The sequence below is a fragment of the Pedobacter borealis DSM 19626 genome, from assembly GCF_000708285.2.
GTDB lineage: Bacteria > Bacteroidota > Bacteroidia > Sphingobacteriales > Sphingobacteriaceae > Pedobacter > Pedobacter borealis.
This window is the reverse complement of sequence record NZ_JAUG01000006.1, coordinates 46,250-60,117: the sequence shown is the minus strand read 5'-3', so window position 1 is coordinate 60,117 and position 13,868 is coordinate 46,250. Positions and strand designations below refer to the sequence as shown.

General features: G+C 38.0%; 12 protein-coding genes. 7 read left to right on the top strand and 5 right to left on the bottom strand.

Annotated features, from left to right (window positions below):
* Positions 1 to 170 precede the first annotated feature (170 nt).
* Complete coding sequence (locus AW17_RS03270; protein ID WP_029274679.1) at positions 171 to 2,000, bottom strand: glycoside hydrolase family 2 protein; 1,830 nt, start codon at positions 1,998 to 2,000, stop codon at positions 171 to 173.
* A gap of 348 nt (positions 2,001 to 2,348) precedes the next feature.
* Between AW17_RS03270 and AW17_RS03265 the strand changes: the two genes are divergently transcribed.
* Entirely contained in the window at positions 2,349 to 3,368 is a 1,020-nt protein-coding gene (locus AW17_RS03265; RefSeq protein WP_083488615.1) for a LacI family DNA-binding transcriptional regulator, read from the top strand.
* Between the two features lie 296 nt (positions 3,369 to 3,664).
* Here the strand turns inward: AW17_RS03265 and AW17_RS03260 are convergent, their stop codons facing one another.
* Positions 3,665 to 4,894 (bottom strand): MFS transporter, encoded by a 1,230-nt coding sequence (locus AW17_RS03260; protein ID WP_029274676.1) that lies wholly within the window; start codon positions 4,892 to 4,894, stop codon positions 3,665 to 3,667.
* A 171-nt stretch (positions 4,895 to 5,065) separates the two neighbouring features.
* Between AW17_RS03260 and AW17_RS03255 the strand changes: the two genes are divergently transcribed.
* The 4 genes from AW17_RS03255 to AW17_RS25240 all read left to right on the top strand — a co-directional run bounded on the left by AW17_RS03255 (position 5,066) and on the right by AW17_RS25240 (position 7,855).
* Positions 5,066 to 5,509: a MarR family winged helix-turn-helix transcriptional regulator gene (locus AW17_RS03255; protein ID WP_029274675.1), complete on the top strand. Its 444-nt coding sequence runs from the start codon at positions 5,066 to 5,068 to the stop codon at positions 5,507 to 5,509.
* Between the two features lie 47 nt (positions 5,510 to 5,556).
* Positions 5,557 to 6,393 carry an MBL fold metallo-hydrolase gene (locus AW17_RS03250; protein ID WP_029274674.1) on the top strand — a complete coding sequence of 279 codons (837 nt, stop codon included), beginning with the start codon at positions 5,557 to 5,559 and terminating at the stop codon, positions 6,391 to 6,393.
* A gap of 818 nt (positions 6,394 to 7,211) precedes the next feature.
* A complete protein-coding gene (locus tag AW17_RS25245) occupies positions 7,212 to 7,604 on the top strand; it encodes an aquaporin (protein ID WP_342421073.1) in 393 nt (130 codons plus the stop codon).
* Positions 7,550 to 7,855, top strand: coding sequence for an aquaporin (locus AW17_RS25240; protein ID WP_342421071.1), 306 nt, complete (start codon positions 7,550 to 7,552; stop codon positions 7,853 to 7,855). The genes AW17_RS25245 and AW17_RS25240 overlap by 55 nt, the downstream gene beginning before the upstream one ends.
* A gap of 73 nt (positions 7,856 to 7,928) precedes the next feature.
* Here the strand turns inward: AW17_RS25240 and AW17_RS03240 are convergent, their stop codons facing one another.
* The gene (locus AW17_RS03240; protein WP_029274673.1) at positions 7,929 to 8,441 is read right to left on the bottom strand and encodes a glutathione peroxidase; all 513 of its coding nucleotides are present in this window, start codon (positions 8,439 to 8,441) and stop codon (positions 7,929 to 7,931) included.
* A gap of 598 nt (positions 8,442 to 9,039) precedes the next feature.
* On the opposite strand from AW17_RS03240, the gene topA reads away from it, so the two are divergent.
* On the top strand, positions 9,040 to 11,601 hold the full coding sequence (gene topA, locus AW17_RS03235; RefSeq protein ID WP_029274672.1) for a type I DNA topoisomerase: 2,562 nt from the start codon (positions 9,040 to 9,042) through the stop codon (positions 11,599 to 11,601).
* Between the two features lie 84 nt (positions 11,602 to 11,685).
* Positions 11,686 to 12,090: a hypothetical protein gene (locus AW17_RS03230; RefSeq protein WP_029274671.1), complete on the top strand. Its 405-nt coding sequence runs from the start codon at positions 11,686 to 11,688 to the stop codon at positions 12,088 to 12,090.
* Positions 12,091 to 12,099: 9 nt separating this feature from the next.
* On the opposite strand, the gene AW17_RS03225 is transcribed toward AW17_RS03230, so the two are convergent.
* Positions 12,100 to 13,251, bottom strand: coding sequence for an ATP-binding protein (locus tag AW17_RS03225; protein ID WP_029274670.1), 1,152 nt, complete (start codon positions 13,249 to 13,251; stop codon positions 12,100 to 12,102).
* A gap of 51 nt (positions 13,252 to 13,302) precedes the next feature.
* Positions 13,303 to 13,725, bottom strand: coding sequence for a nuclear transport factor 2 family protein (locus AW17_RS03220; protein WP_029274669.1), 423 nt, complete (start codon positions 13,723 to 13,725; stop codon positions 13,303 to 13,305).
* Positions 13,726 to 13,868: the final 143 nt, after the last annotated feature.

Below are 13,868 nucleotides of genomic sequence, written 5' to 3'. Positions count from 1 at the left end.
AAAATGCCATCAAAAACAACCTGATGACGTAACTGCATCTGTTTTTTGTGGCTGTATTAAGGTCCCAGGATTAATGCTGATGCTCTTGTATTTCGCACAAGAGAGGGTTAACAGCGACATCGAAAGCATGATTTTAGAAGCGAAACTAATTTTCAGTAATCTGTTCATATTTATTTGTATTTGACCTGCATCTGGTCGTAAAAATCTTTCAGCACGAAGAAGGCTTTCTTTTTCTTGCCTGTTTCGCTGATCAAACCTTTACGGTTCCAGAAATTCTGATAAATAGGATGTTGTCTTCTTGGTGATCTGAAATCGGTTAATATCCATGGTGTCATTCCACGTAAAGCACCAATTTTGCTCAACATAGCGATCTGGTTTTTATATAACGCCTCCTGGTATTCTTCGCTCCAACGTGTATTTTCATCAGCGTGGAAGCCACCCAATGCATCGCCACCAAACTCGGTAATCACCACAGGTTTTTTATATTTAATATCGAAATTGTATTTGGTAATTTCTGATGGATTACCTCCCCAGTACCAGCCGGCGTATTCATTAAAGCTAACTAGATCGATTTTTTCGCCCAAGGGATCGTTTAAAATGATATTATCTCCTTCGCGGTGTACTTCTAAAGCAGCAGCTACTAAACGGGTATCATCCAAAGAGCGGGCAGTTTCTGCCAAATTGCTCATAAAACTCAAACGGGCATCGCTTAACGGGGTTTCGTTACCGATAGACCAAACGATTACACTAGCCCTGTTTTTATCGCGTACGATTAAATCAGTCAATTGTTTTTTTGCATTGGCATAGGTTGCCGGGTTGGTCCAGCTGATGGTCCAATAAACGGGAACTTCAGCCCAAACCAATAAGCCCATTTCATCAGCCAGGCGGATCATTTCTTCGTTATGCGGGTAATGCGCCAGGCGAACGTAATTACAGTTCATATCTTTTGCCCATTGCAACATCATGCGCATATCGCCTTCTGAGCGTAAACGGCCAGCTAAAAGTGGATTTTCATCATGAAGTGATATTCCTCTTAAGAAAACAGATTTACCGTTTAACAGGATACTATCGCCATCAACCTGAATGGTTCTGAAACCAATTTTATCGTTAATATTTTCTTTATCGGTTTTAATATTTACCGCATATAATTTCGGCGTTTCAGGCGACCATAAGCTTAAATTATTCCAGATAAACTCATCTACAATTTTACCTTCGCCATCTGTTTTGTATTTCTTTTCGAGCTTAAGTTCTGGAATAGAAAGGGTAATTTCCTGCCCTGCTGTTGCGTCAGCCAATTTTACCGAAAAATTTAACAGGTTATTGCTTCCTTTAACAAGCTGAAGTTTATAATCGCTGATAAAATGTTCAGGAAATTCAGCTAAGTAAACATCGCGTGTAATGCCGCCATAGTTCCACCAATCGGTATTTACGGTTGGAATTTCATCCTGTTTACGGATATTATCAACTTTAAGCACAATGGAGTTTTCGCCAACTTTTAAGTTGTTGGTTACATCGAACTGGAAAGGCGTAAAACCACCTTTGTGTACACCCAGTTTTTTACCGTTGAGGTAAACATGGGCCTCGTAATTTACTGCACCAAAATAAACGAAGTATTTTTTCCCTTTTTCTGGTTTTGCATCAAACTTTTTGCGCAGCCACACATTGCCTTCGTAAAGCTCTAATTTTTCCGATTGCGAGTTCCAATCGCCAGGAACATTCATTTGTGGCGAATGATCGAAATCATACTCGATCAGTTCTGACTTGTCTTTCTGAATTTTATCATCGAAATAACCTCCGGTTCCGGTTTTCGACTGATCGAATGGATCGTGACGATAATCATAATAACCGTTTTCGTAAGGATCAACAATATAATTCCATTTACCATTAAGGCTCTGGATTTTCCGGGCCTGAATGTTCTGTATAGCGGTAACCTGACCGTAACTGATTGATGAAAGGAGCGAAAAGCAGATTAAAAATACGCTATAGGTTGTTTTTAGCATAACTTAAGTTTTAATATTAATTAATTGATCGTTTCAAAACTAACAATTAATTAACAGACGGTGTTTCCACTGCCTTCCTAAATTTGAGCAAAATTTAGTTTTTCATTAATAACGAGGGATTTGCCCCAAAAGCATAAGTTAGATTTTTGACAGCATTTGCCGGGAGCAGGTAATGATTTCATCGTGTTTATTTGGGTAGTTTGTGCTAGTGATCACGAATTTAGAAAAGCTCGAAAGATTAAAACGTTTTAAAATAGGCCAAAACGCAATAAAATCCAATGAAACTACATTTCAAACGTTTGAAATAATTGCGTTTTTTTTCTTAACTATGCACTCAGATTGGAAAAGATGATGAATAATACCCCTGTTACACTAAAATTCTTGGCTGAGAAGTTAAAGATGTCAGTATCAACAGTATCAAAAGCCCTTAATAACTACCCAACCATAAACGAATACACGAAACAACGTGTTCAGGAAATGGCTCGCGATTTGCATTTTACCCCTAATAAATCAGCTATTAATTTAAAGGAAAAGAAATCGCATATTATCGGCATTATTTTACCCAATCTTTTAGACCATTTTTTTACCAGAAGTATTTATGGAGTGGAACAGTTTGCCACACAAAATGGATACAATGTTATCATCAGTCAATCTCACGATGATCTGGAAAAAGAGATTCAGTCTGCAAATATGTTATTGCGGAGTCGGGTTGATGGTTTAATTGTGGCTATTTCAAAACATACTCAAGATTTTGCGCATTTAGATCAGTTCGAAAACATGGGCATTCCGGTTGTGTATTATACCCGAAACCCGAGTTTTAACTTAAGCTGCCATAAAGTTTTAGGCAATACTTTTCAGGGCTGTTATCAGGCCACAAAGTTTTTAATAGACAGAGGACATAAAAAGATTGCTTATTTAGGTGGTCCAAAAATGATTAATTTTACGCACGATCGCTTTAATGGCTACATCAATGCATTAAAAGATAATCAAGTGCCTTTTTCATCGGAATTGGTTGCTTATACCGATTTTGATAAGGAAAATACAATTTCAGCAATCAAAAGTTTATTTGCCAATCCAGAAAATATGCCCACTGCGCTGGTGGCTTTTAAAGAACCTATTCTCTTCGATGCAATAAAATACCTGAGGTCGATAAATCACCCTAACTTTAATAAAATTGAATGTATAGGATTTGGGAACACTTCCTTCATCAGTTATCTCGATTCGCCTCCCATTGCCTCTATTGAAGAAAACCCCGAATCAGTAGGTGAAAATGCAATTAAACTATTGATACAATTGATTAACAAAGAAATTGATATTCATAATTACCAGAAAGTAATGGTGGATTGTAAGGTGATTGTGCATGGGTAAGCGTTTGGCGCATGGCGTCTAGCGTTTTGTGCACAATATTGTATCTACTCGATCGTCATGCTGTCCCGAATGTTCGGGATCAGCATCTTTATCTATCTATTAAGGAGGGGTATCATAAATATAAATTTGTCATCCTGAGCTTGTCGAAGGACCTGTTTAAATACTCTTTGAGGTGTTTCGACAGGCTCTCCGTAGGAGTCCTTTGGACAACATGACAGCTTCTGGGCTGAAATCGCCTTTATGATACAACCTCGACGACCACTCGTACCCAAATTAAAAAAATCCCAGATGACATATTAATTTAATGACATTGCACTACTGTTCAATTGATTCCTATGTTTTTCATTGTACACAAACGCAGCCACAATCAACAAACCCGCAACACCTTCAAAAGCAACTACAGTTTGGGTACCAAAAAGATGTGCCAAATACCCCATCAACAAACTGCCGATTGGCAATACACCCTGATAAGCCATGATATAATAACTTAAAGTCCTTCCCCTCATTGCATCATCGGCATGAGTCTGCAGATAAGTATTGATAGATGAGGTTTGAGCCATCAAACCCAAAGCAGCTAAACCAGTACAGATTAAAGCCAGAACAAGCGATGGTGATATAGCCAGCGCTACAACCGAAATGGCCAGCAAAATACCCGACATCATTACAATTTTCTGCAGGTTTTGCTTCACTTTTAATGTAGCCATATAAATGGCGCCGAAGAATGCACCAAATCCTGCTGCACTTTCAAACCAGCCAAATGTTGTAGCATTTCCGTTAAAAATATCTTTTGCAAAAACAGGCAATAAAGTAGTGAAAGGGATTACCAATAAACTCGATGCAGCCATCATCAATACCATGGATGCCAAATCTGGCGATGATTTAAGATAATCGTAACCTTTTTTCAGGTCGATCCAGATATTTTCTTTCGATTTTTGATGTGCGGTGGGTTTAAGCTTCATCATCACCATACAACCCAGTACCGCAATAAAGCTCACAAAATTGATCAGGAAACAAATATCTTCACCTAAAGTACTCAAAATCACCCCTGCCAACGCCGGGCCTATTAACCTGGCTGCATTAAACATGGAAGAATTGAGCGCAATGGCATTTGGTAAATCTTCTTTATCATCAATTAAATTTACCATTAACGATTGACGGGCGGTAACATCAAAAGCATTTACCAAGCCCTGAACCAGTGAAAGTACTGCAATCCAGAACATATCGTATACTTTAAACCAGATCATCAAAGCCAGGGCACCAGCCTGCAGCATCAGGATCACCTGGGTAATCACCAATATCTTATACTTATTATGCCTATCTACATAGCTCCCAGCATACGGCGCGAGTACCAGTGAAGGGATTAAACTCAAAAAAGTAATCAGTCCCAGCAAAAAAGCCGATCCTGTTAAACGATATACCAACCAGCTGATGGCTACACACTGCATCCATGTGCCGATTAATGAAATAGCCTGACCTGTAAAAAATAACCTGTAATTATAATGCCTTAGCGAACGAAAAATACTCATGTTTAAAATAGTAAAGTAACTTTACAAAAGTACAAAACTAAAATCAGATCAAAAAACCAAAAACAGAAATTTTTATCACACTAGAATCACAATTCAAACAAAAAAAAAGACCCATATTAGTTTATCCACAAAATTAAAATCTTATTTTTGTAAAGTTTATTTACCATTAAGATGCCTACTCAAACACAAGATATAGCCGCAAAACTAAGAAGCACAGTTACCCGCTTAACCAGGCAGCTACGCAAACAGAACGTAAGTTCAGACTTTAGCAATGCCGAACTGTTAACGATGTCGCTGCTCGAACAACATGGCAAAATGTTATCTACAGAGCTGGCAGACATGGAAAGGGTATCAAAACAAGCTATCTCGCAGATCATCAACCGCTTATTCGATGCCAAATGTGTGGAACGCTTTCCGAGCAAAGAGGATAAACGAAAGATTTTTATCGGCTTAACCAAGCTTGGCGAAAAACACATTATTGCCAGCAGAAAAATAAAAGAAGAATGGCTGGCACAAACCATGGAAAAAATCTTCTCCTCAGAAGAAATCAACTTGATTCAGGCTTTTCTACCCCTCCTTTCACGTTTGGTAGAACACAATGGCGCAAGAGTATAGTTTTCCTTTTTCCTTCGCCAAATAAGCCTTATCTTGCAGGCTGAAAAATGGCACTATATTTTACATCAATCAATTCGGGCAGTAATGGCAATTGTTACTATGTGGGTAACGATAATGAAGCAATTTTGGTTGATGTTGGCCTAACCTGCAAAGAGGTTGAAACACGGATGAACCGTTTAGGTTTATCAATCAGTAAAGTAAAAGCCATTTTTATCTCACACGAACATAGCGACCACATTAAGGGGCTGGCGGTGTTTGCTAAAAAACATAAACTCCCGGTTTACATTAGCACAGCTACCCTAAAAAGCAGCCGGTTAGTTTTGGATGCAAACAATACCTTTTCATTAAGCCATTTACAGCACATTCAGATTGGCGGTCTAAAGATTTCTGCATTTTCTAAATTTCACGATGCAGCCGATCCTTATAGTTTTACTGTTGAATGCAACGAGGTAAGACTGGGTGTTTTTACAGATATTGGTTCGGTGTGCGATCGTTTAATTGCCCATTTCAAAAACTGTCATGCCGCTTTCTTAGAAGCCAATTACGATACAGAGATGCTGGAAAATGGCCGATACCCTTATTTTTTGAAACGGAGGATCACAAGTGGTCACGGTCACTTAAGCAATACACAGGCGTTGGAGCTTTTCATCAACCATAAAGCCCCGTACATGAGTCATTTATTACTGAGCCACTTATCAAAAGATAATAACGACCCAGAGCTGGTTGAAAATCTTTTTAAAAATGTTGCCGGCAATACTTTTGTTAAAGTAGCTTCAAGATATGAGGAAACAGCGCTGTATTACGTAAGCAATACTCAAAACACACCCGAAGTTTACAATTTCGACCCTAGCCAATACCAGCCAGAACAACTCAACCTATTTTAACACCCTAAAGCCAAAAATAGCTTGCCGTTTTCTATCAATTTAGCTACTTACAGTAGGACTTATTTTAAGCAAAAAACAGCAATTGAATACACAAAAGCATAATTGTCCTCAAAAATTGTAAATGATTTAGAGCCTGTTTAAATTTCATTGTAAATTATTAGTATGTCAGTCTGTCCAAAGGACTCCTGTGGAGAGCGTAGTCGAGGACTCGTTTTTCGGTATATTAAAAGCAATCGACTCCGCTATCATTGACAGGCTCCAATAGAATCGTCGTCATCTCGACTGTAGCGCAGTCCCGAACTTTCGGGAGAGAGATCTTTGTACAAATTATTGAATCAAATTCAAAAGATTTCTCCTCCAAAGGAGTTCCTTTGGAACACTGCGGTCGAAATGACGATACTTCAAGACCATTCACCTGCTTTTATCCATCTGTCATTCATATTGATTTTTACAAAATAAATTAACCCTCAGTGTGACAAAAATGTTAGATAAGTAAAATAATTGTATCAAATTTAAACAGGCTCTTAATTTTCATCAAAACATTTTATTCTAATATGGGTTTTATATAAACTTCATAAATAGTTTGTTTGGTTTAAATGGGGCTTATGGATTTAAGTCCCTTTCTCTTGTCTAAAATTCCGTAATTCAATCAGGCTAAATCACCAGCATTTTATTCCATTTTATATTCTAAATTTTTAGTTATATTCGATTGACAATCATCCGGATAATATTTAAACCTTTAAATAATAAATTATATGTAGACAAGTAAACTTTCTAAATTCAGTGCCGAATTTCTAGGCACACTCGTATTGGTTTTAATGGGCTGTGGCAGCGCGGTTATAGCTGGCGCAAATGGCACAACCGGCGTAGGCTTATTAGGCATATCTTTTGCCTTTGGCTTATCAGTCACCGCAATGGCTTATGCTATTGGGCACATTTCAGGCTGTCACATTAATCCCGCAATTTCAATCGGAATGGTAATCGCTGGCCGGATGAAAATTACTGAAGCCGCTTATTACATTGTGGCTCAGGTATTAGGCGGCATTGCAGGCGCATTTATTTTACTGCAAATTGCCTCAGGAAAGCCAGAATATTCTTTGGCAACAAATGGATTAGGGCAAAATGGTTTTGCAGCACTATCTCACAGCATTACAGCTTGCATGCTGGTTTTATTGCCGAAATTGTACTCACCTTTATTTTCTTGTTGGTGATTTTCGGTTCGACCTCTACTAAAAATATCAACGGCGGCTTTGCAGGACTTGCAATTGGCTTAAGTTTAACACTCATTCATATTGTGGGCATTCCGTTAACGGGTGTATCAGTAAATCCGGCAAGAAGTATTGGCCCCGCACTTTTGGTTGGCGGAGAAGCCTTAAGCCAGGTTTGGCTCTTTATTGTAGCACCCATTATTGGTGCGGCACTCAGTGCCTTGGTTTGGAAAACAGTTTTGGAGAAAAACTGATAAGGTAAAAGGCGGAAGGTTTAAGGGCTGGAAGGAAAAACCTTCTACCTTAAACCTTCCGCCTTCCCGCCTTTTATAAGTTCTTTACAATCGCTTCGTCAGTAGGTTTTGTTTTAGAACGGAAACGGTGTACCAATTCTCCTTTTTCATTAATTAAGAATTTCTCAAAGTTCCATTTAATATCACCTTGTTCTTCCGTATTGGTTTGAGAAGTTAAATACTTGAACAATGGACTGATATCATCACCTTTAACACTGCTTTTCTCGGCAAGTAAAAACGACACATTGTATTTTCCGGTACAAAATTCTTTAATCTCTGCATTGGTAGAAAACTCCTGTCCGCCAAAGTTACCCGCAGGGAAACCAATTAATACTACCTTTTTGCCATATTGCTTTTGAAGTTTTTCCAAATCTTCATACTGTGGGGTAAAACCACATTTAGAAGCGGTGTTAACAATTAAGATTTTTTTGCCTTTAAATTTCGATAGTTTAATTTCTTTACCATCAATGGTTTTAAAGCTGAACTCGTAAACATTTTTTGGTGGAGATACCAATAAGTTTAATAGGATTAAAATTGTGCTGATCATCGTTGTTTTATTTTTATATACGAATATAAGCACAAATAGGTTGCGCCAACGTAACGTTGTTGTAAATTAAATGTAGCAAATTAAGTAAGAGAACTGGCTAATAGAACAAACTGTGAGCATGATTTGAAAATGAAAGCATATATTTCATTGCTCAAATAAGTGTCTTTTTTGATTAGGAAATTGAGGGCAGTGGTTCTTGGCGGTTTACAGCCCCGCTATCGCTTATAGTCCTCGCTACGCTGTGGGCTATTCCGCTCTATCTGGTTTAATTAACAAAGCCTGATGCCATTTTGTACCTTCAGCTTGGCACAACGCCGTTAAAACCTAAATAGCAGAACTACACACGCCGCCTAAACCCGACCGAAGCGAAAAACCCGCAGACCGGGGAACGAGGTTGAGGATTTGTAGCAAAGGGCGGGACAAAGCCTTACCTACAAATTACTAATATTGCTTTTCCAAAAAAAAGATTAAAACCACATTGAAATCAAGCTATAAACCAACATATTTCCGCTGCATTTAATAAAAAAATTGTATTTAATTCTATTCATGTTTTGATTTATGCTTTAATTATAGCTTTATTTGCACAAAAACGTATTTCATGGCCAAAAATTTATTAATCGTCGAGTCACCCGCAAAAGCTAAAACTATAGAAGGCTACCTAGGCAAAGATTTTCTTGTGAAATCTAGCTATGGCCACATCCGCGATTTAGTTAAAGGTGATATGGCCATTGATATCAAAAATAATTTTGCGCAGACATACGAGGTACCCGCCGACAAGAAAAACATTGTCGCCGAGCTTAAAAAACTAGCTAAGGAAGCCGAAATGGTATGGCTAGCATCCGATGAGGACCGTGAAGGGGAAGCTATTTCGTGGCACTTATTCGAAACTTTAGGCCTAAAAGTGGAGAAAACAAAACGCATCGTTTTTCATGAAATTACCAAACCAGCAATTTTAAAAGCAATCGATAGTCCGCGGGGAATTGATTATAATCTGGTAAATGCCCAACAGGCACGCCGCGTATTAGATCGTTTGGTGGGTTTCGAACTTTCTCCTGTTTTATGGAAAAAGGTAAAACCATCATTATCTGCAGGCCGTGTACAATCAGTTGCTGTACGTTTAATTGTTGACAGAGAAAGAGAAGTTTTAAACTTTAATGCAGCTGCTGCCTATAAAATTACTGCCCAGTTTGCTACCGGCAAAGGAAAAGAAATTGTAAAAGCAGAATTGCCACAACGCTTCGAAAATGAGGCTGATGCTGAAAAATTTCTTCAGGACTGTGCAAATGCCAGGTTCGATATCACTAGTTTAGAAACAAGGCCGGCAAAACGTAATCCTGCAGCCCCATTTACCACTTCAACCTTACAACAAGAAGCCTCCAGAAAATTAGGATTTTCGGTAGCCAGAACCATGCAGGTTGCACAAAGACTGTACGAAGCAGGTAAGATTACCTACATGAGAACAGACTCTGTAAACTTATCAGAAACTGCATTAAATGCGGCTGCTGCTGAGATTAAATCTGCATATGGTGATAAATACCACCAACACCGCGTTTATAAAACAAAATCTGCTGGTGCCCAGGAGGCTCACGAAGCCATCCGCCCTACTTATTTCGACAGACACAGTGTAGACGGCGATATTTCCGAAAAACGCCTGTACGATTTAATCTGGAAACGCTCTATTGCTTCACAAATGAGCGAAGCATTATTCGAAAAAACAACCGCTCAGATCACCGCCTCAACCCGAAAAGAACACTTAGTTGCCGAAGGTGAGGTATTAAAATTTGACGGTTTCTTAAAAGTTTATCTGGAATCTACCGATGATGAAGAAAACGAAGAAAAAGAAGGTGGCGCAATTTTACCTCCGTTAAGCAAGGGACAGGAACTATTTTTAAAAGAAATGCAGGCAACCGAGCGTTATTCGCGTCCGCCAGCAAGATATACTGAGGCCAGTTTGGTTAAAAAACTAGAAGAACTGGGCATTGGCCGCCCGTCTACTTATGCACCAACCATTTCTACGGTACAAAACCGTGGTTATGTGGTTAAAGAAGATAGAGATGGCAAACAACGTAAGTTTACTTCTATCATTTTAGCTGATGGGCAGGTAAAAAAAGAAATAAAATCAGAAATTACCGGTGCGGAGAAATCAAAACTCTTCCCTACCGATATTGGTGAGGTAGTAAACGATTTCTTGGTAGAACATTTCAAAGGCATTGTCGATTTTAACTTCACGGCAAAGGTGGAGAAAGAATTTGATGAAATTGCCCAGGGTTTACAAGAGTGGACTAAAATGCTGCACTCGTTCTATAATCCATTTCATAGCGAAGTAGAAACTACGCTTGAAACTGCAGAACGTGCCACTGGCGAACGCTTGTTGGGTTTAGACCCTGCCACGGGTAAAAATGTATATACCAAGGTTGGTAAATTTGGACCATTGGTTCAAATTGGAGAGCTTGATGAGGCCGAAAAACCTCGGTATGCGAGCTTAATGCGCACACAATCTGTTGCAACCATTACTTTAGATGATGCGCTGGAGCTGTTTAAACTTCCTTTCCAGCTTCCTGATTTTGAAGGTAAAGAAGTAATGATTGGTGTTGGCCGTTTTGGTCCTTATGTAAAATGGGGCGAAAGTTTTATTTCCCTTCCTAAAAACGAGGAGCCTTTATCGGTTACTTATGAAAGAGCAGTTGAAATTATCCGCCAGAAAATGGATGATGATGCACCTATTGCCTATTACGAAGGTTTAGGCGTAACAAAGGGCAAAGGCCGTTTTGGTCCGTTTATTAAATGGAACGATCTGTTTATCAATATTCCAGCAAAAGGCTACGATTTTGACAACCTATCGCAAGAAGATATTAATACTTTAATCGGCAAAAAAGTAGAAAAAGAGGCTAACAGATACATTAAAACCTGGGATGCTGAAAAAATTTCTATCGAAAACGGCCGTTGGGGACCATTTATCCGTTTTGGCAAGTTGATGCTTAAATTGAGGAATAACGAGGCTACCAAGCAAAAATATACACCGGAAGAATTGGTTGATATTGATTTGGAAGTGGTTAAAAAAATGATTGTAGAGCAGGTGCCTAATGCTTTCGAAACGAAGAAAAAAGCACCGGCAAAGAAAAAAGCCCCAGCTAAAAAGGCTGTAGCGAAGAAAAAATAAATTAGTACCGTCACTCTGAACTTGTTTCAGAGTCTTTATCATAAAGATACTGAAATAAATTCAGCATGACGACAAATGGTGGTTATGAAAGCAGATTTACCAGAAAATACAGTTGAAGATATCGCAATGGCCGTTGTATTGATGGGCGAAACACCTGAAGTAAAAAGCTGGACGGTTTATCTCGTTAATTTAAAAAACGAACCGATTACCAATGTATTGATCAGCTCTAAAGGTTATGGAGAAAAAGACGGAAAGCAGGTAAAAACTTCTGTTTTAAGGCATTTTGTAGGCGACATGGAAGCAAATTCTTTTGCAGGAGTGGAAGCCATAGATCCGGAAGTTTTCGGCTTAACCAACGAATATTGGCTAAGCTATTACATTGGTAGCACTATTTATGACAAAAAATTTATTTTCTTGCCTGAAAGCATCATCGATTCCAATATGATCAAGATTCCGCTGGTAAACAGACCTGGGGTGATGATTAAGTAAGCAAAAAGATTAAAAATCTGTATTATTCCACGGAAATATATTAATATCATTGCTTCTTAATTGTTTTTCATTGCCTGCATATATTATTTGCCCACCTGTACTGCCTGTTAATTTATTCCAAAAAGTAATTCCCTTAAAGTAATCGCTGTTAATCGTTTTACCAGCTTTAATTTCAATAGGCACCAATTTTTCTGCATCATCAATCAGCATATCAATTTCGTTCCCCACGTTATCTCGCCAAAAGAAAATATTGTCGCTCAAACCTAAGTTAAACCTGCTCTTTAACATTTCAACAACAATCATATTTTCAAAAAGACTTCCTTTAACCGGATGGGTATCCAGTTGAGATTCATTTTGTATGCCTAGAAGTGCAGCCGCTAATCCAGTATCATAAAAATATAGCTTAGGCATTTTTACCACTCGTTTATTAAAATTTTGATGATGGGGTTTTAAAAGATATACAACAAAACTACTTTCTAAAATGCCAATCCATGATGCTATAGTTTTACTATCCACCCCTACCTCAATTCCTAAGCTATTCATATTCAGTAATTGTCCAACCCTACCTGCGCACAACCTTAAAAACCGCTCGAATACGGATAAATTTGTTATATTCTTGATTTGCCTTACATCTTTTTCTAAATAAGTTTGAATATAATTTTGATGCCATTTGTATGAAGGAATATTTTGGTCATAAATTGGCGGATACCCCCCTTTAATAAGATACTCATTTACATTATCAAAAACGATATCTGCAGCTTTCAACTCTGGGATTGAAAAAGGCAAAAGTTTTATATAAGCAATTCTACCCGCTAAACTTTGAACTATACTTTCCTGTAAAAGAAAATTATTAGAACCTGTAATAATAAATTTCCCTGGAGATAAGGACTCATCAAGAATTTGTTGGAGATATGAAAAAAGATTAGGTGTTCTTTGTGCCTCATCTAAAATGGCACCTTCAGGAAATTGACTTAAAAAACCGCGAGGATCATCTTCCGCAAACAAACGAGTATCTGGATTTTCTAAAGAAACGTATGGCTTGTTTGGGAAAACACTTTTAGTTAATGTGGTTTTACCTGACTGGCGGGGGCCAATTACTGCTACAGATTTAAATTGCGCACTTAATTCTAGTAGTTCTTTTTCAGCTAGTCGTTGGATCATAAACAAATTTACAATTTCGGAATCAAATTCCGAAATTGTAAATTCATCCAACTAAGGCACCTTAACCGCTTGTCTTCCAATTAATTTCCAGCCCGATTTTTCTTTACTCCAGATTAAAAGAATATACAATTTCACATTTCCCGGAACATTTTTATCATTTGTTTTGGCGTTTAGTGTATGACGAACCAAAGCTGTTTTATTCTGAACAACGACAGTTTGATCAGTTAAATTAATATCCACAAAATCAGATTCTCCAGAAAGTAACGAATGCATAAATTCCTGCTTGGTTTGAATTTTTCCACTCGAATGCCCGTAACTTAGGTTATTCAAAATTATTTTATCAAGCGCCAAACTATCTGGTGTAACCATCAGTTTGGTTAATTTGCTTACGGCATCTTCTACTTCAGTTTTTTGGGCAAAACAAAAACTGGTCGAAAATAACAGGCCCGAAAAAATCAAGAGTTTCTTTATCATATCTGGTTGTATTGGGGTTAATGTTGTAAACTTATCCAAAACCATGCAAAGGAACAAACCCTAAGTGTTAATTTTCAACATAATTTATTTTAACGTGAATTTTAGTTTATTTTCGGATGGAATATAGGGTTTCGGATGCAAAG